Origin of the sequence: Acinetobacter sp. YH18001, from assembly GCF_013416975.1 — a bacterium.
Lineage (GTDB): Bacteria > Pseudomonadota > Gammaproteobacteria > Pseudomonadales > Moraxellaceae > Acinetobacter > Acinetobacter pseudolwoffii.
This window is the reverse complement of record NZ_VPEU01000001.1, coordinates 123,318-148,826: the sequence shown is the minus strand read 5'-3', so window position 1 is coordinate 148,826 and position 25,509 is coordinate 123,318. Positions and strand designations below refer to the sequence as shown.

Here is a 25,509-nt window from a genome sequence, read left to right as displayed (position 1 = left end):
GCATGATTTATGCGATTTTTTAAGGTTTTTGCTGGGGCAGCTGCTGACACAACTCCACCAGAGCTTTGCGATAAACATCACGTTTGAAATTCACGACTTGACCTAATGGATACCAGTAACTGACCCATTGCCATTGATCAAATTCCGGCGGATCAGACAGATTCAACTGAATATGCTGAACGGGGGCCGTGAGTTTGAGTAAAAACCACTTTTGTTTTTGACCGATGCACACCGGATCGGAGTCCGGTCGTATGTATCGATGCGGCAAACGATAGCGCAACCAGCCTTTGGTTTGCGCGATGATCTGGACGTGTTCGGGCAATAAGCCAACTTCTTCTCTCAGCTCACGATAGAGTGCCTGCTCAGGGGTTTCTCCATATTGGATACCTCCTTGTGGAAATTGCCATGCATTATGACCAATGCGTTTTGCCCATAAAACTTGTCCAGCATCGTTTGCCAAAATGATCCCGACATTTGGTCGGAAACCCTCAGAGTCGATCATTTGGCTACCTAAAAATTGTTTAATTTATACCTTTGCCATCGGGGAGCGTTATTTCTTTATCCAACTCGAAAAAAGCAAAGTTTAAAAATGTTAAAATTGCTATGATCTTAACGAATTTCTATCGACTAGCGGAGATAGATTTACAATTTTTTTCTTAAATTTCAGTTTTTACGAGTATTTTCATGAAATTGGCGCTATTTGATCTCGATCACACCTTGTTAAACACGGATTCGGATCATTCTTGGGGAGAGTTTCTGGTCAGCGAGGGCTTGGTCGATCCGGTGCAGCATCGTGCCATGAATGACAAGTTCTATGACGACTATAAAAAAGGTCAGTTAGACCCCTATGCCTATAATGAATTTGTGTTCCAGTTTCTGACCCAACATGAGCATGCTTATTTAACCGAGTTGCACCAGCTGTTTATGCAAAAGGTGATTCGCCCGCAAATGCGTCCAGAAGGTTTTAAGGCCATTCAACGGCATAAAGACGCCGGTCATGCTCTGGTCGGAATTACCGCGACTTCGGATTTTATTACTGCACCAATTTTTCGTGAATTCGGCATTACTGAAATTATTGCCACCAATGCTGAAGTACTCGATGGCAAATATACCGGAAAAGTGATCAATACCGCGTGTTATCAACAAGGCAAGCTGGTGCGTCTGGAACAGTGGCTGCAAGGTCGCGATGTGACCGAGTCTTGGGCCTATTCAGATTCGATTAATGACCGTTTCTTGCTGGAATATGCCGATCATGCCATTGCGGTGAATCCGGATGACCGCCTTGAAGTTTTAGCCAAAGCGCAGGGCTGGAACATACAGGACTGGTCGATTTAACTGATTGCCTTTTATCCATCTGATTGATCCAGCACAACTTCGGTTGTGCTTTTTTATCTGCCCGAATTCAATGTAAGTGTTAATGTTTTTTCACAGTCCGCTTGCCTCGGACATGTTATGCTCAAAAAACAGGACATGAAAATAATGGAAAAGTTTGAGGTGTAATGCTATGACTCACGTTCGACCGCGTATGACACATCTGTTTCAGCAGCTTGGCTTGGATGCCACTCAGGAAGGCATTGAAAAGTTTATTCACGAACATCAACTGCATAAAGATCTGACTTTACTCGATGCACCGTACTGGTCAGAAGCACAACGTCAGTTTCTAACCGAAAAAATTGCATCTGATGGTTCATGGGCCATTGTGGTGGATCAACTCAATGAATCCCTGCATGAAAACTCAACCAGTGAAGGATGAAATAAAAGCCAATCGAATGATTGGCTTTTTTAGCTTGAAGGCTTTAGTGAGTGCGTCGCCAGATGCTGACTTGCGACAAGCTATGTTGATATTTTCTGGCGGTTTCACGAATAACAAAAGGCACATCCTGAGGCTGGGTCACCAGCTCAAAATGAGCCTTTAATATTTCCGAGATACCCTCTAGCGTAGTGACCTCTCTGTCTGCCTGCTTGAACCCGCCCAGCCATTCATCACGTGCAGTATGTTCTTCCAGCCAGGTATAAGGCGAACTGAGCAGTAGAATTCCACCCATATTTATCCGTTGATGGATCTGCATCAAAAAGTCTTTGGGATGATGCAGCCGGTCAATCAGATTGGCCGCCAGAATAAAATCATAGCCAATAAAATGTGCTTTCAGATTACAGGCATCGGCCTGAAAAAATTCCACTTTAGAGGCAAGCCGATCCAAAGCGAAATCCTTAAGCGAGCAGATTTTCTCTTCGCTTAATTCACCTTCTACGGGGAGCTGATAACGGATTCGGTGACCTTGGGCCAGAAAGACGGCTTGCTGAATAAAGCGTGCAGAAAAATCCAGACCGGTGACCTGATCAAAATAGTGTGCCAGTTCAAAGCTGGCGCGGCCAGTAGCACAGCCAATATCCAGAGCACTTTTACATGCAGTTTCCCGGATATACGGCTGCGCCAGCTGCACCAATGTTTTGGCAAAATTGGCGATGCCAAAGTATTCGGCGCCGTACTGAAACTCCAGATATTGAGACACCAACTGGTCACTTTCATACTGTGAAGGAAACTGTTGCAAGGCTTGATCAGAGGCGACATAGCGGAAGCCAGCGTGTTGAAAGAAATGCCGTCTAAAAGCATAACGTGCGCTGTGCAGGGCTTCATTGCCTGCTGAAATCCAGGAGCCACCTTTAATAATATTATGCCGTCCATCAAAGGTCGGGGTGCTAAAATCATCATAAAGAGGATGCACCTGAAAGCCCTGAAACGGATAGATTGGCGTTTCAGTCCATTGCCAGACATTGCCCTGAATATCATAGAAATCGCCCTGCCGAAAATGATCGACCGGGCAGGAACTGGTGCCATATTTCAATTCGATATTGGCCTGTTCAGGACTGGGTAAATCTGGATCCAGGTCTGAAACCGCATACAGGCGATACCATTCATCTTCGGTGGGCAGGCGGATAGTTTTTTCAAGCTGTTGCGATTTCCACTGACAAAAGGCTTTGGCTTCATGATAATTTACTTCTACCGGCCAATCCCAGGGCATGGGGACTTCTTCCAGCATCAGGCGCAATGACCAGCCGAGTTCAGTCTTGCGCCAAAAACACGGATGAGTCGCTTGTGAAAATTGTAGCCAGCCTAAGCCTTCTTCACTCCAGTAGTGTCCGGTCTGGTAGCCATCTGCTTCGACAAAGGCCAGAAACTCCTGATTCGACACCAGATATTTTGCAGCTTCAAAGGCTGCAACTTCGGCTTCATGCTGGCCGTATTCATTGTCCCAGCCATAAAAAGGATGGTTAAAATCTTTCTGTAGATGTACCTGGCCTTCAGGCACAGCAATCAAACTATTTTCCGGGGCAATGCCGGTAATGATATTGGCACGCCACTGCGGATGCTGGTGTACATGTTCTAAAGCATGCTGACGAATCAGCACCGATGACGTTTCCAGATGAATCCGTTCATGTTCGATGCCCATAATCAGCGTCCACCACGGATTGTGCCAGTTTAAGGGCAGATTCAGCGGGGCATGCTCAACAATGTTCAGAATCAGCGCGCGTACCTGATGTCGATAATCCCGGACTGCTTGCACAGTCGGCCAGTCATAATGCACTTCATCCAGATCATCCCAACTCATTTCATCAACCCCGATCGCAAAAATACTTTCAAAATGCGGATTCAGACGTTCAGTAATGAGTTTGCTCAGCAGCAGTTTATTGACAAAAAAAGTCGCGGTATGACCAAAATAAAAAATCAGCGGATGACGCAAATTAATTGGCTTGATAAAAAAAGCATCTTCATGCTTGAGGCATTCAAATAACTGCTCATAGGTATCAAAGGTATTCAGGAAGTAATCACGTAGGCTGTGTCGCGCTGTCTGTTCGTCGGCAAAATCAAGCGCAGGTGTAGGCAACAGCATCGGTTTGGCCGAAAGCCATAGGCTGCTGGCATTTGTTTTATCTTGAGAGAGGGGTTTTAGGGGAGAATCGAGCTGCATCCGTCAGGCTCCATCGAATAATTTTAAGTATTCCTCTGCATCGCAAAAGAATAGATTTATCTTAAAAATACGCGAAAGAAATCCCCAGATGGGTGTATTTAGGTAACAAAATGCTGCACTGTTTTGAATGCAGCATTTTTAGAAATGAATTAAAGAGGCAGGGAACTACTTTGCATAAGTTGAACCAGAGCTTGCGCCGCTTTGGACTGAGTACGACCCGGATGCCAGACCATGCCTAGCCGGCGGTTCATTTCCAGATTGATATCCAGCTGATGCAGATCGTGATTGACCAGAGTTTTTGGCAGCACAGACCAGCCGAGACCAATGGATACCAGCATGCGGATTGATTCCAGCGGATTATTGCTCATGCTGACTTTTGGTTTAATGCCCTGTTTTTCAAACTCGGCCAAAGTAATCTGTGAGGTATAGGTTTGTGAAGACGGTAGCAGGCTCGGGTAATTCAGCAAATCTTCCAGGCACAGATTTTTTTGCTGGGCCAGTGGATGAAAGGGTGCAACTACAAAGACCAGAGGATCATTCCAGATGGTGACATAATTCAGACGTGCATCGCCCCGTGGCGGCAAGGTTAAAAATGCCAGTTCCAGATCGCCGGCAATGACTTGTTCGTGCGCCTGCTCGGAATCGACAAAATGTACATCCAGCCTTACATCCGGATATTCTTGTACATAGCGGCGCAAATGACTTGGAAGATGATGCAGGCCAATATGATGGCTGGTGCCGATTTTCAATTTTCCCTGTACCTGACCCTGTTCATGGCTCAAGGTATAATGAATATCACCGAGTTCATTCAGCCAGTTTTTCACTTTAGGCAATAGCGAATGCGCGGCATGGGTGGCTTGTACACCACGTCCGGCGGATTCAAACAGTTTGACCCCAAAATATTCTTCCAGACTGTGAATACGTTTGGTGACGGCAGGCTGGGTAATAAAAAGCTGATCTGCGGCCAGAGAAATCGAACCAGTTTCCATGACTTTTACGAAGGCTTCAAAAGCTGCGAGATTCATCTTAATCACCTATAAAGAATTTTTATGTGTAATTATATTATTGTTATTTTTTAAGAATAAATCAAAGCATAATTCGCTTGTTTGTATTGCATTGCTGCATTACTAAACATTTTCAAAGCCTTGGGATTTAAATAGCGTCAAAAAAAGACCCTCTTGGGTGAGATGGTCTTTGGTCAGGAACATCGACAGAAAAGATCAGGCGGTGATGTCCTCATTCTGCTGTTCGATATTGCGCTCCCAGATTTTTTCGTGGAAGAAGAACGCAACTGCCTGTACTGTGGGTTCCAATAAACTTAAGGCAATTGCCATGGCCAAACTGCCAGTCACCAAATAACCCACAATCATCGCCACTGTGATGTGCATAATGTAATAGCTGAAGGTCTTTTTAAACATACGCTGGTTATTGTCTACAAAACGTTGGATATGTGCCATGTCGAAGTTCCTCAAAATATAAATCTCTGTCTATGCAGGAATAATAATAATTCTTATTTAATTTGTAAAAACGAATATTTTTAATAAATTGATCGGAAAAGTAGATTTATAGGAATGCAGTGAAAGCATGATTTTATTCAGCTTTTGAAAGATTCCAAAAAGTTTTTTAACTAATAAAAATGATAAATTAGATTTATGTGACAGCAGCGATATAATCAAAATCAGAGCAAGAATTTACCCAGTCCAGTGGAGTACATCGACATGGCAGGCGCAACCCAAACAGCAAAAACATTATATGATAAATTGTGGGATGACCATTTAGTAACACAACGTGATGATGGTTCTGCCTTACTGTACATCGACCGTCACTTATTACATGAAGTAACGTCGCCACAGGCATTTGAAGGTTTACAACTCGCCGGGCGCAAGCCATGGCGTTTAAGCGCAAACATTGCTACACCAGATCATAACGTACCCACCTCGAAAAAAGAGCGTGAACAGGGTGTTGCCGGCATTGAAGATGAAACTTCGCGCATCCAGGTACAAACCTTGGACGACAACTGCAAGACCTTTAATATTGTTGAATTTGATATTAATGATATCCGTCAGGGGATTGCGCATGTGGTTGGGCCTGAGCAAGGTTTAACCTTGCCGGGCATGACCGTGGTCTGTGGTGACTCACATACTGCGACCCATGGTGCTTTCGGTTGTTTGGCGCATGGTATCGGTACTTCAGAAGTTGAACATGTATTGGCGACCCAATGCCTGGTTCAAAAGAAGATGAAAAACATGTTGGTACGCGTTGACGGTCAGTTGGGTCAGGGCGTGACACCGAAAGATGTGGTCTTGGCGATTATCGGCAAGATTGGTACAGCAGGGGGTACTGGTCATGCGATTGAATTTGGCGGTCAGGTGTTCCGTGACATGTCGATTGAAGGTCGTATGACCGTGTGTAATATGGCAATCGAAGCCGGTGCACGCGTAGGTATGGTCGCCGTTGATGACAAAACCATCGAATATGTTAAAGGTCGTCCTTATGCACCGACTGCAGAACAGTGGGATCAGGCCGTAGCCTACTGGAATACCTTGCATTCGGATGAAGATGCACACTTTGATACGGTTGTGGTCTTGCAAGGCGAAGAGATTGAGCCGCAAGTGTCTTGGGGAACCTCTCCTGAAATGGTGATTCCAGTGTCTCAGGCAGTACCGACTTTGCAACAAGCCAAAGACGAAGTACAACGCAATGACTGGAACCGTGCTTATCAATATATGGGTTTAAATGCCGGGCAGGCCTTGGCTGAAATTCAATTAGACCGTGTCTTTATTGGCTCATGCACCAACTCGCGTATTGAAGATATTCGTGCTGCGGCTGAAGTGATCAAAGGTCGTAAAGTCGCGGCAAGCATCAAGCAGGCGATGGTGGTTCCGGGTTCGGGTCTGGTCAAGGCCCAGGCAGAAGCTGAAGGCCTGGATAAAGTGTTTGTAGAAGCCGGCTTTGAATGGCGTGAACCAGGTTGTTCAATGTGTCTGGCAATGAATGCTGACAAGTTACAACCGGGCGAGCATTGTGCATCGACGTCTAACCGTAACTTTGAAGGTCGTCAGGGCAATGGCGGTCGTACGCATCTGGTCAGTCCTGCAATGGCAGCCGCCGCGGCAATTGCCGGTCACTTTGTTGACGTGCGTAGTTTCTAAAATCCCCCTCTTGCGAAGCAATGCTTCTCACCTTTTAGAAAAGGGGGAAGTTCCCCTCTTTAATAAAGAGGGGGTTAGGGGAGATTTAAAGTGATGACATTCTTTAGGAATAAAGACAATGAAAAAATATACCGTTGAACAAGGTATCGTTGCACCATTAGACCGGGCCAATGTCGATACCGATTTAATTATTCCAAAACAGTTTTTGAAATCGATCAAACGTAGTGGTTTCGGTGCGAATTTATTTGATGAATTGCGTTATCTGGATGAAGGCTATTTGGGTCAAGACAACTCAAAACGACCTTTAAACAAGGATTTTGCATTAAACCAACCTCGTTATCAAGGCGCGAGCATTTTGATTTCACGTGCCAACTTTGGTTGTGGTTCTAGCCGTGAACATGCGCCATGGGCATTGGAGGAATATGGTTTCCGTACCGTGATAGCACCAAGCTATGCCGACATTTTCTATAACAACAGCTTTAAGAATGGCATGTTGCCTGTGATTTTGTCTGAAGAGATTGTTGATCAGTTATTCAAAGAATGCCTTGCAACTGAAGGTTATCAACTCACCATCGATTTGGACGCACAAGAAGTACGCACACCAAATGGTGAAAGCTTTCAATTTGAAGTCGATCCATTTCGTAAGCATTGCCTGTTAAATGGTCTGGATGATATTGGTTTAACTTTACAAGCTGCGGATGACATTCGTGCTTATGAGGAAAAAACCAAACAATCACGTCCATGGGTATTTGCCGAAATTCAGGGCTAAATCAGCGAAAATTGTCATAGCATGACTGCGATGCCCTTGCTAATATCGGAAGATTATTGGGTTTTTTGATTGGGTAAGACAGACATTATGGCGAATTATTGGAAACAGTGGCTTGCTTTAAGTACGGTGTCGGTGCTGATGACTGCATGTCAAAGCATCGATACCATGAAGCTCAAACATGCCAAAGAAAATGCCGAAAGCAAAAACAATGCGTTGATTTACTGTAAAGGAACATCGGATTGCCAGTTCGAGCGCTTAAACCAGACCATCATTGTCAATAACGACAATGGCCGCCTCAGTAATGAGGCGCGAAAGCAAAAACTGGTACGTTTGCAGGCTAAGAATTTGAATCAGGCCAATCCGATTTACTTGTCAGTACCCGCAGGACAGCATGAATTAGTCGTCCGTTTTTATCCAATCAGTAAGGATAAAGCGGAAATTTTACATGTGTTTCATCGCTTTCAGGCCAACAAAACTTATATCTTGAAAATGTTCCGCGACCGTAGTGCGCGTAGCAGCAGTTTATTAAATGCCTCTGCACCTGATCCGCTTTGCGTGGATTTATTGCAAGAGCAAAAAACCATTCGTCGTTTTTGCAAACCTTATAATGTGGTCAACGGCATTGCAGAGTTTGTAGAAAAGAAAATTTAACCTTTGTCAGGTCTGAATCTGACGCTTTAAACGGAAAATCTCATGTCTAAACAAATTTTGATTTTAGCTGGTGATGGCATCGGTCCTGAAATTGTCAAAGCGGCAGAGCAGGTACTGGATCGTGTAAATGAAAAATTTAATCTCGATTTGACATGGGAACAGGGTTTACTCGGTGGTGCGGCAATTGATGCCCACGGTTCACCATATCCTGAAGTGACCTCAGAACAGGCCAAAAAAGCCGATGCAATTTTATTGGGCGCCGTCGGCGGGCCAAAATGGGATACGATCGAGCGCTCAATCCGTCCGGAACGCGGTTTATTAAAATTACGTAGCGAACTGAACCTGTTTGCCAACTTGCGCCCAGCGATTCTCTATCCACAATTGGCTGATGCTTCAAGCCTGAAACCTGAAATCGTGGCAGGTCTGGATATCCTGATCGTGCGTGAATTGACGGGCGGTATTTATTTCGGTCAGCCACGTGGGATCCGTGAATTGGAAAATGGCGAGAAGCAAGGTTATAACACGGATGTGTATTCAGAATCTGAAATCAAACGCATTGCCAAAGTTGCCTTTGAAATGGCGAAGCTGCGCGGTGCCAAGGTCTGTTCAGTGGATAAAGCCAACGTACTTGAAGTCACTGAGTTGTGGAAACAAACCGTTACTGCGTTGAAAGAAGAACAGTATCCAGAAATTAACTTGTCACATATGTATGTCGACAATGCTGCGATGCAACTGGTGCGCGCGCCAAAACAGTTTGACGTGATTGTCACCTCTAACCTGTTCGGTGATATCTTGTCTGACGAAGCAGCGATGCTTACCGGTTCAATCGGCATGTTGCCATCAGCCTCGCTAGATGAAAATGCTAAAGGCATGTATGAGCCTTGTCATGGTTCAGCCCCTGATATTGCGGGTCAAAACCTGGCGAACCCATTGGCCACAATTTTGTCTGTTGCGATGATGCTACGCTACACTTTCCGTGAAGAAGCTGCAGCCAAAGCGATTGAAGATGCCGTAGGCAATGTTTTGGATCAAGGCTTGCGTACAGCAGATATTATGTCTGAAGGCATGCACAAAGTCGGTACAGTTGAAATGGGTCAGGCAGTGGTTGCTGCATTGAACTAAGTCCGTTTTGATTAAAAAAATGATTAAAAAACGCAGCTTTGGGCTGCGTTTTTTTATGTCAGATTTCTCGTATCTAGCTCAGGTTAACAGGTTCGACCTGTAGTACGAACTGCGGTTGCAATATTATCTTTGAGTAAGAAGGTGATCTTACATTGCAGATTGACGTCATAGCCACCTGAAGGACTCACAGGAACCGGAATAGGTACGGCACCGCCTGCTGCCGGAAACTGTGCTACAGGCAAAGGAATTGCAACAGGGCGCTGTACCACATAGCTTAATTGCTGGGCACTGAGTTCAGGCCCACTGACCTGCTGATAACCTAAACGTTTTAGATCCAGAGTTTGATCGATCAGCTGGCTACTTTGTCCAATAAACTGCTGCAAATAGGCTTCGCGGTCAGATTGGCCCATATTGGGGGAATGTGCACAGCCCGCTATTAAAACACTGGCCAAAATACCGAGCGATAGTTGGAGATAGGAAAATCGCATCATTTCACTCCTGCACAGGAACGACTCATCAATAGTGTAGGCAGGAAGTGTGATTAGTATTGTTGTAATTTGACACGCGGTACAGATGGGAGCGAGAGCTAACTCAACATCAATCCATCAAAGAAATTGGACTACAGGATGACAGCTTAACAAGCCCTGCCGGTATAGCGAACGGATTGGACAATTTCATCTTTCAACTCAAACCGGATTTGGCATTTCATCTCGATGCTATAACCGCCATTTGAGGGCGTAGGCATTGGTGCACCGATCGAAATACTCTGACTAATATTCGGTGTGCCCATCGGAATATTCATGTCCCGGAAAATAGTATAGCTGAGAAACTCTGCTGTCTGAATCGGTTGCTGGGCGGTTTTAAATCCCATTGCACTCAGATCAAGCTGGCTGCGAACCTGTGCGGCAGTTTGACCGACATAGTGTTGTAGCGACTGATTTAGGTGATGTTTGCCGCCTGTGGCACAGGCGACGAGTATTAAGCTGCACAGCAGGACCAAGCACTTCATATTCATGGTTTTTAGACATGTTATTTTAATTAAATGAATAGTCGTGAGTTTATAGTTCAGTGTCAAATTATTTTATTGTTCAATAAAAAATTAAAGCAATAAAAAAGCCACTAAAAGTGGCTTTTGCTTGCGCTAAAACTTAGCGTGCACGATAGGTGATACGACCTTTGGTCAAATCATAAGGTGTCATTTCAACCTTTACACTGTCGCCAGTTAAAATACGGATATAGTGTTTACGCATTTTACCAGAGATGTGGGCAATCACTTCGTGACCGTTCTCTAAACGTACACGGAACATAGTATTAGGAAGCGTCTCGGTGACAACGCCTTCGAACTCGATGAGTTCCTCTTTATTGGCCATAGCCTACCTGAATGAATAAATTGGAAAGGCGCAAATTATAGTCAATTTTTTTGCAAAATACAAGGTGAAACGGGCGTTAGACTGATCATCTGTCAGTAAAATAAGCGAACGATCAGGATAAACTTTTTAACTAAAAAAATGTCGGTTTCTGTTGTCAGTTTGGTCAATCGCAGTTAATCTAAAATTAATCTTTTTAAGTATAAATGAAGTACATACAAGGAAGGCTTTTGAGTGAGTCAGCTAACGGATGCATCAGTCGTATTGCGTTTGGGCTATCAGGCGATTCGTCGTGCGGGTTTGCCGACAGAAGAACTTTTGACCAAAGCAGGAGTTGCTTTAAATCAGGTCGAGGCCAATGACCGTACGCCGCTGAGTGCCCAGTATGCCTTTTGGGTGGCAGCTGAAGAAGTCAGTAAGGACCCGGATATTGGTTTGCATCTGGGCGAACATTTACCACTGTATCGTGGTCAGGTGATTGAACACCTGTTTGTTTCATCTGAAAATTTTGGTGAGGGACTAAAACGTGCCTTGGCCTATCAACGACTGATCAGCGATGCCTTTGCTGCCAAGTTGGTGATTGAAGATGATCGCTGCTATTTAACCAATGGCGAGCAGCCTTTTGCTGAAAGTCTGGTCAATCGTCATTTTACCGAGTGTGCCATGTCGGGTGTACTGCGTTTCTTTAAATTTATTACCGAAGGACGTTTTGAACCGATTTATATCGATTTTAATTTTTCCAAAGGTGCTCCTGACGAGGAATATTTCCGGGTTTATGAGTGTCCGGTCAGCTTAGGTCAAAAAGAAACCCGACTTTATTTCGATCCAAGTATTTTAGAGTTTCCGCTGTGGCAGGCTGAACCAGAGCTTTTACAATTACATGAGCAGCTTGCAATTGAAAAACTGCAGGAACTGGCGCGTTATGATCTGGTCGGTGAAGTTCGTCGTGCGATTGGCTCTACTTTGGAAAGTGGCGAAACCACACTGGAAACTGTAGCTGCACAGCTAAACATCACGCCACGCCGCCTAAGAACACAACTGAGTGAAGCACATACCAGCTTTCAACAGATTCTGTCGGATTATCGCTGTCGTCTGGCCAAGCGTTTGCTGGCGAGTACCAGTGAAAGTGTTGAAAGAATTGTATATCTCACCGGATTCTCGGAACCAAGTACGTTTTATCGTGCCTTTAAACGCTGGACCAATGAAACGCCAGTGGAATATAGGAAACGCAAGCAGCGTTAAAAATCCCTCCTAACCTCCCTTTAAAAAGGGAGGAATTCCCCTCCTTTCAGAAGGAGTTAGGGGAGGTAAATATTCTAAAAAATTTAAAAATTATTCCGGCAGATTCAGCCAATGCGGCCCCAAAGGTAATTTAGGCAATTCAAACTGCTCCGGATAGTCGGCATGAATAAAATATAAACCATCGGCAGGCGCAGTCACGCCAGCAGCTTTGCGGTCTTCGGCCGCGAAAATACTATCAATATGATCGGCAGCATACATGCCCTGACCAATTTCCAGTAGGCAGCCCATGATATTACGCACCATATGATGCAGAAAGCCATCGGCCTGAATATCCAGTACCAGATACTGACCATGCTGAATCAGACGGCAGTGGCTGACATGGCGCACCGGTTGATTGGATTGGCAGGCTGCAGCACGGAAGCTTTCAAAATTATGTGTACCTTCAAACTTTTTCGCAGACAGCATCATCTGTTCAATATCGAGTGGAGCATAGACATGGGTGACCTGTTTATGCAGCAAGGCAGGTCGCACAGGATGATTATAGACCACATAGCGGTAACGGCGTGCCTGAGCCTTAAAGCGGGCATGGAAGCTGTGATCCATCTCTTTGATCCACTGAATCGAGATATCTTTGGGCAACTGGCTATTGCAACCCATCAGCCAGCCACGTTCAGAACGAATGGCATTGCTATCAAAATGTGCCACCATATTGGTCGCATGTACCCCCGCATCGGTACGTCCGGCACCATGTAGGCTAATCGGTTGATCGGCAACCCGGCTCAGTACCTTTTCAATGGTTTCCTGCACACTTGCAACACCCGGCTGTTGAGTCTGCCATCCCCGATAATGCATCCCACAAAACTCAATTCCCACCGCAAAACGTTGCATAATGACCTCAAAACCTTATTGATCGTACCAATGACGATGCCATTGCTCTACAGTGTCGTATTGTAAATACATTTTCAGGGCTTTTGCATACAGATCCGCATGGCCATAACTTTCATTCAGCAGAATTTTGCAGTGATTGACCCATTCTGCAATGGCATAGCGCTGATCTGTCGCGCCAAAAGGCACCTGGGTGGTCAGTACAGAGATACAGCCTTGGTCATAGAGTTGATCAATGAGTGCGATCAGGGCCTCATTGACAGCGAGATTACCCGTGCCAAAACCTTGCAGAAATAAAAAATGCGGTGGTCTGGCTAATAAGCTGTGCAGGTTGTTCAGTTGCTGGGCCAGATCAATCGGTTGCATCATGATACTCATGCAGTTAAATCCAGCGGCTTTCCTAATATCTTCAGCTTTGACTTGATAACACTGCTGACTGGCCTGGATTGTAATATTGGCCTCAAGACCTGAGAAGGCATTTAACTCGGTGGTATGCTGTTTGAGTGCCGTCTGGGCATGCATTAGTTGATGATGAAAAGCCAGATAGACCCCTGCGGTACACATGCTGACAGAATCCAGGGCGAACCTCAGATTATCCAGCGCATCACTAAATTCGCGCTGCTCATTGCCCTGAGCATTCAGCAGCGGATATTGACTACCAGTCAGTACCACATGTGCCGAGTTGCCGAGAAAATGTGCCAGGACTGCACTGGCATAACTCAGAGTATCTGTACCGTGAATAATCACAAAATATTGGATCTTTCGAGATTGCAGTTTTTGAATAAACTGCACCAATTGCAGCCAGTCCGCGGCTGTGCAGGCACTACTGTCTTTAATGGCTGGTGCGCGGTGGCATTCAACGAAATATTGGTCTGCGAGTATCTGTTCGAGCTTGGGAATAAATAAATCCGCAGACATCGGGGCAAGTGGATCGCCGACACAGCCGAATGTGCCACCCATATAAATTAATGCAATATTTTTCATCATAAAAAAAGCAGCCAACCCTTGACTGCTTTAGTGTAAATCGAAATGCATCAAGATGCGATTTGATTCAGTAATTGCTCTGCGCGTTGCTGTTGCTCGGCCGTATATTCAGCTTCTCGCTCTGCAATGATCTCACGTGCGGCAACATAGGCACCGAGCTGAATATATTGCTGCGCAAGATCCAGATTCAGACTGGCCTCATTGACGTCCAGTAATTCCGGGAAAGATTGTACCAGTGGATCATGCTGGTCTGTTGCTGTTTGAACTGGTGTAGCAGGAATGTCGAAAGTAACACCTGTTGCAGCAGGTTTAGTTTCTGTATGATCTAATTTAAAGTCTAAGCCTGATGAAAGGTCTGTCTGTGTCGCAGATTCACTCACAGGTGCAGCAGCAGAAAGACTAGACAGATCAAACTCAATTGCTGGTTCTGAGGTTTTTTCGGCGACAGGCGCTGGAGTTTCTATAGAAAATGAGAAATCCAGAGGTGTAATTTCTTCAGTGGTGGTTGGTAACTGTTCATTATTGACCTCTAATTTGAGATCGAAATTAGGAACTTGGCTCTTGCCAATCTGGGTATTAAAATCTGTTTCTGGACTATTCGGTGTGATAGAAGAAACAACCTCTGGTGTTGCTGTCTCAACTTTAAGAGATTCAAAGTCAAACTGAACTTCATTGCTAGCTTTTGATGCTGGCTCAGTAGGGGTGTCTTTAGTAAAGCTACTCGTAGAATTGAAATCAAAGCTATTGCTCTCTTCGAGACTCGTCTTTTTCTCTATTGGAGATGCAGATCGAGTGCCAGGTGTAAAATTGAACTCAAGAGGCGCCTGTTCTTCTTTTACCGGTGTAATTTCTTGCTGTAACTGCTCAAAGATCAAATCAGATTTTGTATCTTCAGAGCGTACAGACTGTGTCAGAGCATCAAAATCAGTTGTATCAGATGTAGGGGTTGCAGGTAGAGAGGCTTGCTTGGTCTCAGTCTCTTTTATCTTTTCGTAAACAGTTCTCTTCTCTTCAGCCTGAGCGAGTATATCGTCAATACTCAGCGCCCGAATATGATTGATCAGCTGTGTAATGGCAAAATCATCTTTTTGTAAGATATGAATATCTAATAGCAAAAGATAGAGCTCATGCTGGGAATTGTCGCGATTCAGTGCCTGGTTAATCTGGGCCTCAGCCGCGAAGAAATTGCTTTCCTGAATCAGGCCTTCAATTTTTTTGCGAGTTTCAGGAGACAGTGGAACTACAGCTTTGTTTTCAACACCGCTTGATTGAACCACTTTGGTCTTTTGCGGGGTAACTTTGGTAGCCGTGCTTGGTTTTTGGGACTTCAGCGTTTTAGTTTTTGCTTTATCTGATTCTTGAGCATCCTGTCGTTTTTTGACGACAATTAATACGATGATCAATATCACTAATGGAATCACATAAATCAGCATGTTTTACCCCTTGAGGATAGAGTGTATTCAATGTTCACTCATCCCAATAAATCGTCATGTGTAACTTTTAATTAACTGGCTTCTTATCTGCTTGTTGGGCTTTAAGCTGTTGTTGCAGCTGGGCCAGACGCGCATTTAATAATTGAATTCTGTGATCCTTCTGATTGAGTGCCAATTCTAATTCGGTTACGTTTCTCTGTAATTTAACGGTTTTTTCTCGGGCTGTCATAACTTTTAATGACAATTCCTTCGATGTTTGATTGTGTTCTGTGTTCTGGTTTGCAGAAAGCTGTCCGGAATCGTGCTGGTTCTCAGCAACCAGACTCATTTCAGCCTGATTCAGACGGTATTTAGTTTTGGTAGCAGGCTGAGAAGGTACCTGTGTCTGCTTGGCGGCGGTGACTTTGATCGGAGCAGTTACACTACTCATCATAGCTAAATTCAGTGCGGCACCTTTACGTAAACGATTGGCATTTCCTCCGATAAAGGCATGTTCATTGTTTTGCTTGATTTGCTGCATCACTTCATTAACCGGACGTTGCTGTTCTGCTGCAATTCGTGATGCGATTCCCCACAGCGACTCATTGGACTGAACCATATAAGTGGGTTGAGCTTGGGCTGAGGCACTCTTGGCTGGTGTAACTTTTGTTGTAATTGGAGCTGGGGTCTGTACAGGAGGAGTTGAGCCAGCCGATTTTCTGGCCTGTTCCTCGGCAAATTTCTTGACCAATGGATCGCTGGAAGCGCTTTGATGTTCAGAACCAGTCTCAGCCGGTTTTTGCATAGATACTTTATTTTGCTCTGGGGCAACTTGATCTGAGGGCATTCTGCTCGCCGGTTCATTTGCAGCTAAAGACTGAATAGGTTCCGCTGCAGCCGGAATCGATGGTGCTGCTGGCGCGAGTGCAGCTTGAGGAATTGAACTGCTAGACAATGTCGGCGGACTAACATGTTGCACAGCCAGCGGCTTTTCTAAAACCGGTTGCTTATTTGAAGTGGCTGGAGAGCTGTTGTAATGGGTAGTCACTGGCAGGTTTAAAGCAATATCTTTTTCACTGACCATGACAACTGGCGCAAGTGGGCGTTCATTCTGTTTTAGACTGGCTTTTAATAAATCGGTTTTCGCTTGCAAAGGCGTGCGGATATGTTGCAAACGTGCAGCATTGCCTTCCTTAATTTTGATAATGATATTCAGTTCCCGATCAGTTATTGGTCGAGACGATGTAATGGTAATGACTCCGGTGCCATTACTGCTACGCCGGGTGAAAAAGTTCAGATGACCAGGCGGTTGATGTGATGCACCCATCGACATTAAATCTTCAGGCGAAGCCAGACTCACCTCAATCGGTAAATTCATATCAGATTGTCGAAAGGTCATTTCAGCATAGAGTAACTCTCCAGGCGCAGACTGGATCTGAACCGGATCTACGTTAATCGCATAAATATTCTGTGAAGCAACAATGGCTAAAATGGCAAGCTTTAATTTGTTATATACAGTCATCTTAATTGTGAGCTCAGTCATTATCGCATAGCGAAAATTATAGATTAACGGGATGTTTCTTTTTTGTAAAATACTTACGCAATAGTTACATAAAAAAGCCGATCAATAAAGATCGGCTTTTTGTTTTATATCCATCTCGGGATATTAAACGTTTTTATAATCAATCAGGATGCGCAGCATACGGCGTAATGGTTCAGCAGCGCCCCAAAGCAATTGGTCACCTACAGTGAATGCCCCCAGGTATTCTTTACCCATGTTGAGCTTGCGCAGACGACCCACTGGAACCGATAAGGTACCTGTCACTGCAACTGGAGTCAGGTCAGTCATCGAGGCTTCACGGGTATTCGGAACCACTTTAGACCAGTCATTGGCACGTGCAATGATGTCTTCGATTTCATCCAGAGGTACGTCTTTACGCAGTTTTAGCGTCAATGCCTGAGAGTGGCAACGCATGGCACCAATACGCACACAGTGACCATCAATCGGCACGATTTGCTGGTTGCCCAGAATCTTGTTGGTTTCAACCTGACCTTTCCATTCTTCTTTCGATTGGCCGCTTTCCAGTTGCTTGTCGATATAAGGAATCAGTGAACCGGCCAAAGGCACACCGAAGTTACTGGATGGGAAGCCTTCACCGCGTTGTAATTCAGCAATTCTCGAATCGATATCCAGAATTGGAGAGCGTGGATCATCGAGTAATTCTTTAGTGTTATTGTATAAATAACCCATACCGCTGATCAGTTCACGCATGTTTTGCGCACCCGCACCAGACGCTGCCTGATAGGTCATAGACGTTGCCCATTCGACCAGATTATTCTGGAACAGACCACCTAGACCCATCAACATCAAGGAAACCGTACAGTTACCGCCGACAAAAGTTTTGGTGCCTTTTACCAAACCGTCTTTGATCACATGCATATTGACCGGATCAAGTACAATGATGGCTTCATCATCCATACGTAAGGTCGATGCTGCATCAATCCAGTAACCATTCCAGCTTTCAGCTTTCAGTTTCGGGAAAACCTCAGAGGTATAGTCGCCACCTTGACAGGTAATAATGACATCCATCTGCTTCAGACTGTTAATATCTGATGCATCCATAAGTGCTGGGGCAGTCTTACCACCAAATGCTGGCGCTTCACCGCCTGCATTACTGGTAGAGAAATAAAATGGCTCAAAATGAGCAAAATCATTCTCTTCAACCATACGTTGCATTAGGACGGAACCGACCATCCCGCGCCAACCGACCAGACCTACTCTCATGTCACTTTGCCTCGGTGCGTTAAAAATTCTAAAGGGATTCGAGTGTATCAAAAAGGGACTCAACTGCAAGTGCTACACAATCAAAACATCAATATTCTTGAGCGAAATATCTGCTTTATGATACATACAAAATTGATAACGTCATTTTTCTTTCAGAAAAAATAATAACTTAATTAAGAGCACGCTTTATGATATGGGTTATCCAAATTGTGGCAATCATTGTCATTTGGTTAAGTTTCTGGTCACTGATCCCACGCGATGAATGGTGGATTCGAGGTGCGGATTTTCCACGCTTACAAATTCTGGTCTTGGGCTTTATTGCCTTTGTGCTGTTTTTGGTGGTGGAACATCCCTGGACTGTCTTGAATCAGCTGATTTTTGTGGCCCTGATTGCGGCTTTGGCTTATCAGCTAAAAATGGTATTGCCCTATACCTTTATCTGGAAAAAACAGGTCAAGCAGGTCAAACAGGATCAACTGGATCCGCAGCGGCAAATCTCCCTGATTGTTTCGAACGTACTGACCACCAATACTCAATATCATCGATTGATTGAACAGATCCAGACCCATCAGCCAGACTTGGTGTTAACGCTGGAAACGGATCAAACCTGGCAAAATGAACTGTCGGTGATTGAAGCAGATTATCCTTATCGTGTGCCTGTGCCCTTGGATAACCTGTATGGCATGCACCTATATAGTAAACTGGAACTTCGCAATACCCAGGTCAAGTTTATTTTAAGTGACGAGATTCCGTCCATTCATACCACGGTGATTTTAGGCTCGGGACAGCCGGTGCAGCTGTACTGCCTGCACCCGAAACCACCGAGCCCAACTGAAGCCAAGGATTCTACTTTACGTGATGCGGAATTGTTAATTATCGGGGATCAGATTAAAGATTTAGATGAAAGTTGCATCGTCATGGGGGATCTGAATGATGTGGCCTGGTCTCGTACTACGCGGCTGTTTCAGCGCATTAGCGGGCTGCTGGACCCACGCGTCGGACGTCATTATGTAAACACCTTTCATGCAGATTATCCTTTTTTTCGCTGGTCGCTCGATCACGTATTTCACAGTACCGATTTTGCCCTGGTCCATATGGAACGTCTGCCCCATATTGGTTCTGATCATTTTCCGGTCTTTCTGGTTTTACAAACCGGTCGGGTCTTTGAGCATATTCAAGAAGAATTGGAGCAAACCGATGAAGATGAGCAGGAAGCACAAGAGGCCATAGAAGAAGGGATTCAAAAAGCAGAGAAAGAGGAAAAAATGGTGACCGATGAAATTGCCATGGCTTATAAAGATGGCGGCAAAATTTCTTAACTTTTTAAGAGAAAAGTGTAAGAGATTGCTTACATCAGTTTGCGCTTCTTGCGGATGGGCAATCATGAGCAATCCAGGTATTCTAGGTTTATCAGCACAGGGAGTCGAGAAAGGATATTCTCATAAGGAAGACGAAGCTGAATGAAAACATCATGGATATGATGCTGAAAGGGAAATCACAAAAAATAGAACCAATTATAATAGATGAAAGCACAACCTCATTAACCCGGGTTTTACAGGATGTAGAACTCGGGTTAAATTATTTTTAGGATGAATTTTTTTAAATATTTAATTGATTATTAAAGATAATTTTAGGTTTAAAGCTATATTTTTACAGTGCAGAATGGAAAATGTTATTGCCAGTGATGACTCAGTGAATGGATCAGAAATACTTCAGCTCTATCGTGCCAATCCATGGTCTACTGCCGAAAACCACAACATTTATTACAGGCTTTACAACATTCGCATGGTCTGGTCACTGCACGTATAAATGGTCAGCTGGTCGGACTGGCGAATGCGATTTCAGATGGCTCTCTGGGGGTGTATTTCCCCCATTTATTGGTTGGTCTAGACTGGCAACGACAAGGCATTGGTCGGCGGATCATGCAAAGTATGCTGCAATATTATTCAGGATTTCATCAGCAGATTTTAGTGGCCGATCAGCAGACAATAGGATTTTTATCAGGCTTTAGGCTTCACGCGTGCGGGACTAACGGAAGCTATGTAGATCTATCAAGGTACAGATCATGAACAGGATTTTAAACTGTAGGAGCTGTAGCGATTTAAAGTTCGGGATCAAACAGATTTAGTAAATTTCCTTATAACCTTCAGGGCGAGTTTTAAAACGGCGGTGGAACCACATATATTGGGTCGGTGCGATGCGTAGCTGCTGTTCAATTATCAGATTCACGCGAGTAGCATCTTCGACTTCATTCTCACTAGGGAAATTCTCCAGTGCCGGTTCAATCAGTACATGGTAGCGTGGATTTTTGATATCGCCATGACGATAGAAATATAAAGGAATCGCGGCAGCTTTGGTCATTTTTAACAAACGACGGTGCGCGGTGACGGTTGCCGCCGGTACACCAAAGAAAGGTGCCATCACCCCTTGTTTTAAACCATAATCCTGATCCGGACTGTACCAGATTGCATGGCCTTTTTTCAGATTACGTACCAGACCGCGCATATCATCATGATCAATTTGATGGGCATAAATCGTGGCGCGACAACGGTAAATCAGCATGTCCAAAAGTGGATTATTCTGTGGGCGATACACCACATCCGGTTCAAAATATTGTGCACACAGATATCCACCAGCATCCAGTAAGGTCGAATGCGTGCCTAGTAACAGCATACCCCGGCCTTCGGCTTGAGCATTCTGAATATGTTCCAGTCCTTCAATACTGACGCGATCCTGAAACCATTTCGGACTGTACCAGGCATTTAAGGTTTCAAAAACCCCCAGCATTTGATCGATAAAAACCTGACGCGCATTGTCCTGTATTTGCTCGGCAGACCATTCAGGAAAACAGACTTCCAGATTGCGCAGTGTGGTGTCGCGACGTGAGGGCAGATACTTAAAAGACAGATGGCCCAGCAGATAGGCCAGACGATACTGAATGGCCCACGGTAAAATCGCCAAAACCATCAGGAAAATAATACCCAGCCAATTGCCCCAGTATCGAGGTAACAGGAATGACCATTGAAATTCGCCGGGTTGATATGCAGGCTGGGTACTCATAGAACAATATAGGGCTAAAAGATTAAGTGCAGTCTAACAGAGAAGATTCTTGAAATAAAAAAAAGCATCTGTACGAATACAGATGCTTGAGCAAATACTCGTGGAATATTTAACCGTTGCTAAGATTATCCAGCTCTTCCCAACGTTCCAATTTTTCCAGTAACAATTCATCAATTTCTGATAAACGCTGAGACAGTTGCATGGCTTTATCGGAATCACTGACAAATAAAGAGCCATCAGCCAGTTGTGCATTGATCTCGGCTTGCTCTTTTTCCAGCGCTTCCATTTCAGCCGGAAGTTGCTCGAGCGCGCGTTGATCTTTGTAGCTGAGTTTGACTTTTTTGGCAGCAACGGGTGCGGCTTCAGCTTTGGCCATGGCTTTTTTCACGGCACTTTTTTGATCGACCACGGTCTGATCTGGACGCTGTTCAAGATAATCCTGATAACCACCGACATATTCGTCGATATTGCCTTTACCATCAAAGACCCAGGTCGATGTCACCACGTTATCCATAAAGGCACGGTCATGCGAGATCAATAACAAGGTGCCTTTGTAGCCACCGAGCATTTCTTCTAGTAACTCTAAGGTCACCATATCCAGATCGTTGGTTGGCTCATCCATCACAATCAGGTTCGATGGTTTCAGCAACAGTTTCGCCAGCAAGATACGGTTGCGTTCACCACCAGACAACGCTTTGACTGGGGTACGTGCACGTTCTGGCGAGAACAGGAAGTCTTGTAAATAGCTATAGATATGACGACGGTTACCATTCACATCCACGTGGTCAGAGCCTTCAGAAACGTTATCTTTGACCGACTTTTCCAGATCCAGTGCATTACGCAGTTGGTCGAAATAGGCTACTTCCAGCTGTGTACCGGTTTTCACCGTGCCGCCATGCTCAAGCTCGCCCAGAATGGCTTTAATCAGTGTGGTTTTACCGACACCGTTATCACCGACCAGACCGATACGGTCACCGCGTAAAACCAGTGCCGAGAAGTTGTTAATGATCGGTGCATTGTCACCGAATTTCACACTCAGGTTCTCAATCTCAAAGACCAGTTTGCCGGAACGGTTGGCATCCTGAGTCGCCATCGCCACTTTACCTTGTTGCGAACGGCGCGCTTTGGATTCTTCACGCAGTGCTTTTAGAGCGCGAACACGACCTTCGTTACGGGTACGGCGTGCTTTAATGCCCTGACGGATCCAGACTTCTTCTTCAGCCAGCTTTTTATCGAAGAGCGCATTTTGCTTTTCTTCAGCTTCCATTTGCTGGGCTTTCAGGTCTAGATAACGTGAATAGTTACCTTCATAACTACGCAGTTGACCGCGATCCAGTTCAACAATACGGGTGGCGATGCTATCGACAAAGGCACGGTCATGCGAAATGAACAGCAGGGTCAGGTTGTTTTGATCGAGCAGGAATTTTTCCAGCCACTCGATACTTTCAACGTCTAAATGGTTGGTCGGCTCGTCGAGTAACAGTACATCAGGTTGGGTAAGTAAAGCACGTGCCAGCAGGACACGACGCTTACGACCACCGGACAAGTCGGCAAGATCTGCATCCGGGTCCAGACCCATTTTGCTTAAAATCGAATTGACCTTGGTTTCCAGCGCCCAGCCATCCAGCTGATCCATTTTGTGTTGCAGGTTGCCCATACGATCACAGGCGTCCATGTCACCTAGTACACAGGCTTCACTGGCAGCATGATAAGCACGCAGAACTTCTGACGCTTCACCAGCGCCATCTGCCACGATATTAGCCACTTTGCCTGAATCCATCGGTACATCTTGCGCCAGCATCGAAATAGTAATGCCGTTTTGTAATGAAACTTCGCCGCTATCCGGCAGTAAACTTCCTTCAATCAGCTTAAGTAAGGTAGACTTACCCTCACCATTACGGCCAATCAAACACACTCGTTCGCCGCGCTCCAAGTTAAAATTCGCGCCGTTGAGCAGGGCGGGTCCACCAAACGCAAGTTGGACATCCCTAAGGGTAATATAGGCCATAATGTTTCCTGAAATCCCCAATGAGGACTTTAAATGACTAAACAACAAAATCTAAATGATCAGGCGTCATTTTCCGCACCCATTGAAGATTTGCAAGTGCGAATTGCATTTTTAGACGATTTAGTTGAACAGTTGAATGATCAGGTGGCTAAACAGACTCTGGAAATTGCCGATCTGAAAAAGCAAATGAGCCTGTTATATCAACGTGTTGAGTCCTCAGACCGTTCTGAAGGAATTGCGGATTTTGATCCGGTTGCTGATCGTCCGCCACATTATTAATTTGCAAGCAATCATTTAATAAAACCCTTATATGCGATAAGGGTTTTTTTATTACAGCTGCTATTTCACCGATGATTCGATTCATTTAATCAGCTCTCAGCCTGGAATCTAGCGATTTCTGACCTGCTTGCAGCAAGATCAAATATGTAATCTTCCACTCGGTTGGAATCTGGTAAATCCGCTGCAACCTGAATATTCACCATGAAATTATTTGACCTTTCACTCACTTCCTACTCTAATACTGGCTTTCAGGTACATTTCAGAAGCTTGTCCCATGCATCCAAAAGTTGTTCTACTCGACCTCGAAAATAATTTTCCGACGGCCAAGTTACTGCGTGAAATTGTGACGCATTATTCCAGCCTGTATCTGTTTAATTGTGCCGGAACATTTGAATTTTCATTAGAAGATTTAACCGAGCTGGCCGGCTGGATTGCGAGTGGACAGATCATCATTCTGGATACACCTGAATCGCCCCAGAAAGAATATGAATATGCGGTCATTGTCGGTCAGCTGATGGCGTTGTTGGAGCCGGAAACCGAAGTCGAGTTGATCTCGGCGATGGACAGCAGCGAGATGTTGCAGCAGATGCTGCAAGCCTCTGATATTAAATGTAGCCTGATTCAGATTCAGCCCGATGAAGTCTCTATTCCAGCAGAGCATGTTAAAAATTACCTGCCTAGTCTGGAGGCGATCCGCAACAAACCGGCCTTGCAACTGGTGAAAAAGTACTGTGATGCTCTAGGGAAAATGAGTGGTAAGCCAAATACCTTGGAAACCTTAAAAAATTCAGTTGCCAATATTCTGCACGTCATGCCCGTGAAGGCCCAGCATGTGGTCGGCATGCTGATTAACCTGAAAATTGTCAAACGCTATGATGAGCAGATCAGCTTCCGTAAAAAAGTCCTGAAACAGTGGCTACAGCTCAATCTGGATGAACAAGATCCGCTTGAAAATCCAAAACTGGATCAGGTCATGTCCCGGCTCAAAGTTGATGATGCTCCAGTTGAAGCATTGCAAACTCCAATTCAGTCAGCCCAGCAAGACCTGTTTAAAAACTTTAACCGGATTGATCCAGTGCAACTGGAAGTCGCACGTAAACTGCGCGAACTTCAGGGCGACAAACCCAAGGATATTTATGAATTACGTGATTTGCTAGAGCAGCTCTTTCCTCAATCGGATATCCGTCTGCTGCTGAAAGAGCTAATTGAGAAGGGTTATATTTACTGGAATGGTCACGAAGTTTTATATAGTCATGAAATGTTCTTGAATTAATTTTATCGTGCAAACTTGCGTTTTATATTGTGCTTATGCAACTCTAATAATAGAACATAAAGGTTGAACTATGGAAAACACTGGAATTTGGGTAGCGGTGATCATCATCATTTTTGTCATGGGGTCAATTTTTGGCTTACGTGTCAGCCCAAGAGAAAAAGCGCTTGGCATCATGCGTGACAAAGCCCGCAAAATGGGTCTGCATCCACGTTTGGTGGTTGCACCCGACTGGACCAAAATTCCAAAGGCCACTGAAAGTCGTGCCAGTATGGTTGCGTACTACAGCGTACTCATGCCAGATGCGCGTTTACCCTTGATGCGTGCCCGTGTTGTCGATAATAAACTCGAAATTGTGCAGGGTGATGAGAAATTTAAAGATTTTCCCATTGCATTAAAAGGCATTTATGCTATTGATATGCAGGCCAACTGTGTCGGATTGTATTGGGATGAACATGCTGATTTAAGAGCAGCCCAACTCGACGATATCAAAGCACTATTACACGCTTTGGCTGAACTTTAATTTAGAAATAAACAGGATTAACGGTTAAT

At 44.8% G+C, this 25,509-nt stretch carries 26 protein-coding genes; 12 read left to right on the top strand and 14 right to left on the bottom strand.

All coding sequences use genetic code 11. From position 1 onward, the window contains the following. Positions 1-19: 19 nt before the first annotated feature. Positions 20-502 (bottom strand): RNA pyrophosphohydrolase, encoded by a 483-nt coding sequence (locus FTV48_RS00705; RefSeq protein ID WP_005095455.1) that lies wholly within the window; start codon positions 500-502, stop codon positions 20-22. A gap of 182 nt (positions 503-684) precedes the next feature. Here FTV48_RS00705 and FTV48_RS00700 point away from each other — a divergent pair, with 182 nt between their 5' ends. Both FTV48_RS00700 and FTV48_RS00695 read left to right on the top strand, forming a co-directional pair. Then, complete coding sequence (locus FTV48_RS00700) at positions 685-1,335, top strand: HAD family phosphatase (protein ID WP_005095456.1); 651 nt, start codon at positions 685-687, stop codon at positions 1,333-1,335. 169 nt (positions 1,336-1,504) lie between these two features. After that, on the top strand, positions 1,505-1,753 hold the full coding sequence (locus FTV48_RS00695; RefSeq protein ID WP_005095458.1) for a DUF2789 family protein: 249 nt from the start codon (positions 1,505-1,507) through the stop codon (positions 1,751-1,753). 43 nt (positions 1,754-1,796) lie between these two features. Here FTV48_RS00695 and ovoA read toward each other — a convergent pair whose 3' ends face one another. The 3 genes from ovoA to FTV48_RS00680 all read right to left on the bottom strand — a co-directional run bounded on the left by ovoA (position 1,797) and on the right by FTV48_RS00680 (position 5,428). Further along, entirely contained in the window at positions 1,797-3,971 is a 2,175-nt protein-coding gene (gene ovoA / locus FTV48_RS00690; RefSeq protein WP_179999109.1) for a 5-histidylcysteine sulfoxide synthase, read from the bottom strand. 149 nt (positions 3,972-4,120) lie between these two features. Continuing rightward, positions 4,121-4,996 carry a LysR family transcriptional regulator gene (locus tag FTV48_RS00685; protein ID WP_005095462.1) on the bottom strand — a complete coding sequence of 292 codons (876 nt, stop codon included), beginning with the start codon at positions 4,994-4,996 and terminating at the stop codon, positions 4,121-4,123. A gap of 195 nt (positions 4,997-5,191) precedes the next feature. Next, a complete protein-coding gene (locus FTV48_RS00680; RefSeq protein ID WP_005172852.1) occupies positions 5,192-5,428 on the bottom strand; it encodes a DUF2061 domain-containing protein in 237 nt (78 codons plus the stop codon). 261 nt (positions 5,429-5,689) lie between these two features. Here FTV48_RS00680 and leuC point away from each other — a divergent pair, with 261 nt between their 5' ends. The 4 genes from leuC (at position 5,690) to leuB (ending at position 9,665) form a co-directional block, all read left to right on the top strand. Further along, positions 5,690-7,123, top strand: a complete 1,434-nt coding sequence (gene leuC / locus FTV48_RS00675) for a 3-isopropylmalate dehydratase large subunit (protein WP_005095467.1) — start codon at positions 5,690-5,692, stop codon at positions 7,121-7,123. Between the two features lie 118 nt (positions 7,124-7,241). Further along, a complete protein-coding gene (gene leuD, locus FTV48_RS00670; protein WP_005095469.1) occupies positions 7,242-7,892 on the top strand; it encodes a 3-isopropylmalate dehydratase small subunit in 651 nt (216 codons plus the stop codon). Between the two features lie 87 nt (positions 7,893-7,979). After that, positions 7,980-8,543: a hypothetical protein gene (locus FTV48_RS00665; RefSeq protein ID WP_179999107.1), complete on the top strand. Its 564-nt coding sequence runs from the start codon at positions 7,980-7,982 to the stop codon at positions 8,541-8,543. Positions 8,544-8,585: 42 nt separating this feature from the next. After that, entirely contained in the window at positions 8,586-9,665 is a 1,080-nt protein-coding gene (gene leuB / locus FTV48_RS00660; protein ID WP_100329280.1) for a 3-isopropylmalate dehydrogenase, read from the top strand. 83 nt (positions 9,666-9,748) lie between these two features. Here leuB and FTV48_RS00655 read toward each other — a convergent pair whose 3' ends face one another. From FTV48_RS00655 to infA, 3 genes are all read right to left on the bottom strand, one after another. Beyond that, positions 9,749-10,153, bottom strand: a complete 405-nt coding sequence (locus FTV48_RS00655; RefSeq protein WP_005095474.1) for a hypothetical protein — start codon at positions 10,151-10,153, stop codon at positions 9,749-9,751. A gap of 146 nt (positions 10,154-10,299) precedes the next feature. Then, positions 10,300-10,680 (bottom strand): hypothetical protein, encoded by a 381-nt coding sequence (locus FTV48_RS00650; protein WP_005095476.1) that lies wholly within the window; start codon positions 10,678-10,680, stop codon positions 10,300-10,302. Positions 10,681-10,813: 133 nt separating this feature from the next. Then, entirely contained in the window at positions 10,814-11,035 is a 222-nt protein-coding gene (infA, locus tag FTV48_RS00645) for a translation initiation factor IF-1 (protein WP_001284370.1), read from the bottom strand. A gap of 231 nt (positions 11,036-11,266) precedes the next feature. Between infA and FTV48_RS00640 the strand changes: the two genes are divergently transcribed. Beyond that, positions 11,267-12,274: an AraC family transcriptional regulator gene (locus FTV48_RS00640; protein WP_005095477.1), complete on the top strand. Its 1,008-nt coding sequence runs from the start codon at positions 11,267-11,269 to the stop codon at positions 12,272-12,274. 90 nt (positions 12,275-12,364) lie between these two features. On the opposite strand, the gene truA is transcribed toward FTV48_RS00640, so the two are convergent. From truA to asd, 5 genes are all read right to left on the bottom strand, one after another. After that, positions 12,365-13,162, bottom strand: a complete 798-nt coding sequence (gene truA / locus FTV48_RS00635; RefSeq protein WP_179999105.1) for a tRNA pseudouridine(38-40) synthase TruA — start codon at positions 13,160-13,162, stop codon at positions 12,365-12,367. A 15-nt stretch (positions 13,163-13,177) separates the two neighbouring features. Then, positions 13,178-14,146: an asparaginase gene (locus FTV48_RS00630; RefSeq protein WP_179999103.1), complete on the bottom strand. Its 969-nt coding sequence runs from the start codon at positions 14,144-14,146 to the stop codon at positions 13,178-13,180. 47 nt (positions 14,147-14,193) lie between these two features. Further along, a complete protein-coding gene (locus FTV48_RS00625) occupies positions 14,194-15,576 on the bottom strand; it encodes a fimbrial protein FimV (RefSeq protein WP_179999101.1) in 1,383 nt (460 codons plus the stop codon). 67 nt (positions 15,577-15,643) lie between these two features. Then, on the bottom strand, positions 15,644-17,098 hold the full coding sequence (locus tag FTV48_RS00620; RefSeq protein WP_179999099.1) for a hypothetical protein: 1,455 nt from the start codon (positions 17,096-17,098) through the stop codon (positions 15,644-15,646). 123 nt (positions 17,099-17,221) lie between these two features. Beyond that, entirely contained in the window at positions 17,222-18,340 is a 1,119-nt protein-coding gene (gene asd / locus FTV48_RS00615) for an aspartate-semialdehyde dehydrogenase (protein WP_005095490.1), read from the bottom strand. Positions 18,341-18,528: 188 nt separating this feature from the next. On the opposite strand from asd, the gene FTV48_RS00610 reads away from it, so the two are divergent. Both FTV48_RS00610 and FTV48_RS00605 read left to right on the top strand, forming a co-directional pair. Then, a complete protein-coding gene (locus tag FTV48_RS00610) occupies positions 18,529-19,659 on the top strand; it encodes an endonuclease/exonuclease/phosphatase family protein (RefSeq protein ID WP_179999097.1) in 1,131 nt (376 codons plus the stop codon). A 414-nt stretch (positions 19,660-20,073) separates the two neighbouring features. Next, complete coding sequence (locus FTV48_RS00605) at positions 20,074-20,409, top strand: GNAT family N-acetyltransferase (RefSeq protein ID WP_253602682.1); 336 nt, start codon at positions 20,074-20,076, stop codon at positions 20,407-20,409. A 55-nt stretch (positions 20,410-20,464) separates the two neighbouring features. On the opposite strand, the gene FTV48_RS00600 is transcribed toward FTV48_RS00605, so the two are convergent. Both FTV48_RS00600 and FTV48_RS00595 read right to left on the bottom strand, forming a co-directional pair. Next, positions 20,465-21,400 carry a lauroyl acyltransferase gene (locus FTV48_RS00600; RefSeq protein ID WP_179999095.1) on the bottom strand — a complete coding sequence of 312 codons (936 nt, stop codon included), beginning with the start codon at positions 21,398-21,400 and terminating at the stop codon, positions 20,465-20,467. A gap of 109 nt (positions 21,401-21,509) precedes the next feature. Beyond that, positions 21,510-23,408, bottom strand: coding sequence for an ATP-binding cassette domain-containing protein (locus FTV48_RS00595; RefSeq protein WP_179999093.1), 1,899 nt, complete (start codon positions 23,406-23,408; stop codon positions 21,510-21,512). Between the two features lie 33 nt (positions 23,409-23,441). On the opposite strand from FTV48_RS00595, the gene FTV48_RS00590 reads away from it, so the two are divergent. From FTV48_RS00590 to FTV48_RS00580, 3 genes are all read left to right on the top strand, one after another. After that, a complete protein-coding gene (locus FTV48_RS00590) occupies positions 23,442-23,687 on the top strand; it encodes a SlyX family protein (RefSeq protein ID WP_005095502.1) in 246 nt (81 codons plus the stop codon). 274 nt (positions 23,688-23,961) lie between these two features. Further along, positions 23,962-24,960, top strand: a complete 999-nt coding sequence (locus FTV48_RS00585) for a hypothetical protein (protein ID WP_005172818.1) — start codon at positions 23,962-23,964, stop codon at positions 24,958-24,960. Between the two features lie 70 nt (positions 24,961-25,030). Then, entirely contained in the window at positions 25,031-25,480 is a 450-nt protein-coding gene (locus tag FTV48_RS00580; protein WP_005095506.1) for an ammonium transporter, read from the top strand. Positions 25,481-25,509 lie beyond the last annotated feature (29 nt).

Coding starts and splice junctions, on each gene's coding strand:
- FTV48_RS00705 (WP_005095455.1), bottom strand. CDS start 502: ATGATCGACTCTGAGGGTTTCCGACCAAATGTCGGGATCATTTTGGCA.
- FTV48_RS00700 (WP_005095456.1), top strand. CDS start 685: ATGAAATTGGCGCTATTTGATCTCGATCACACCTTGTTAAACACGGAT.
- FTV48_RS00695 (WP_005095458.1), top strand. CDS start 1,505: ATGACTCACGTTCGACCGCGTATGACACATCTGTTTCAGCAGCTTGGC.
- ovoA (WP_179999109.1), bottom strand. CDS start 3,971: ATGCAGCTCGATTCTCCCCTAAAACCCCTCTCTCAAGATAAAACAAAT.
- FTV48_RS00685 (WP_005095462.1), bottom strand. CDS start 4,996: ATGAATCTCGCAGCTTTTGAAGCCTTCGTAAAAGTCATGGAAACTGGT.
- FTV48_RS00680 (WP_005172852.1), bottom strand. CDS start 5,428: ATGGCACATATCCAACGTTTTGTAGACAATAACCAGCGTATGTTTAAA.
- leuC (WP_005095467.1), top strand. CDS start 5,690: ATGGCAGGCGCAACCCAAACAGCAAAAACATTATATGATAAATTGTGG.
- leuD (WP_005095469.1), top strand. CDS start 7,242: ATGAAAAAATATACCGTTGAACAAGGTATCGTTGCACCATTAGACCGG.
- FTV48_RS00665 (WP_179999107.1), top strand. CDS start 7,980: ATGGCGAATTATTGGAAACAGTGGCTTGCTTTAAGTACGGTGTCGGTG.
- leuB (WP_100329280.1), top strand. CDS start 8,586: ATGTCTAAACAAATTTTGATTTTAGCTGGTGATGGCATCGGTCCTGAA.
- FTV48_RS00655 (WP_005095474.1), bottom strand. CDS start 10,153: ATGCGATTTTCCTATCTCCAACTATCGCTCGGTATTTTGGCCAGTGTT.
- FTV48_RS00650 (WP_005095476.1), bottom strand. CDS start 10,680: ATGAATATGAAGTGCTTGGTCCTGCTGTGCAGCTTAATACTCGTCGCC.
- infA (WP_001284370.1), bottom strand. CDS start 11,035: ATGGCCAATAAAGAGGAACTCATCGAGTTCGAAGGCGTTGTCACCGAG.
- truA (WP_179999105.1), bottom strand. CDS start 13,162: ATGCAACGTTTTGCGGTGGGAATTGAGTTTTGTGGGATGCATTATCGG.
- FTV48_RS00630 (WP_179999103.1), bottom strand. CDS start 14,146: ATGATGAAAAATATTGCATTAATTTATATGGGTGGCACATTCGGCTGT.
- FTV48_RS00625 (WP_179999101.1), bottom strand. CDS start 15,576: ATGCTGATTTATGTGATTCCATTAGTGATATTGATCATCGTATTAATT.
- FTV48_RS00620 (WP_179999099.1), bottom strand. CDS start 17,098: ATGACTGAGCTCACAATTAAGATGACTGTATATAACAAATTAAAGCTT.
- asd (WP_005095490.1), bottom strand. CDS start 18,340: ATGAGAGTAGGTCTGGTCGGTTGGCGCGGGATGGTCGGTTCCGTCCTA.
- FTV48_RS00610 (WP_179999097.1), top strand. CDS start 18,529: ATGATATGGGTTATCCAAATTGTGGCAATCATTGTCATTTGGTTAAGT.
- FTV48_RS00605 (WP_253602682.1), top strand. CDS start 20,074: ATGGTCTACTGCCGAAAACCACAACATTTATTACAGGCTTTACAACAT.
- FTV48_RS00600 (WP_179999095.1), bottom strand. CDS start 21,400: ATGAGTACCCAGCCTGCATATCAACCCGGCGAATTTCAATGGTCATTC.
- FTV48_RS00595 (WP_179999093.1), bottom strand. CDS start 23,408: ATGGCCTATATTACCCTTAGGGATGTCCAACTTGCGTTTGGTGGACCC.
- FTV48_RS00590 (WP_005095502.1), top strand. CDS start 23,442: ATGACTAAACAACAAAATCTAAATGATCAGGCGTCATTTTCCGCACCC.
- FTV48_RS00585 (WP_005172818.1), top strand. CDS start 23,962: ATGCATCCAAAAGTTGTTCTACTCGACCTCGAAAATAATTTTCCGACG.
- FTV48_RS00580 (WP_005095506.1), top strand. CDS start 25,031: ATGGAAAACACTGGAATTTGGGTAGCGGTGATCATCATCATTTTTGTC.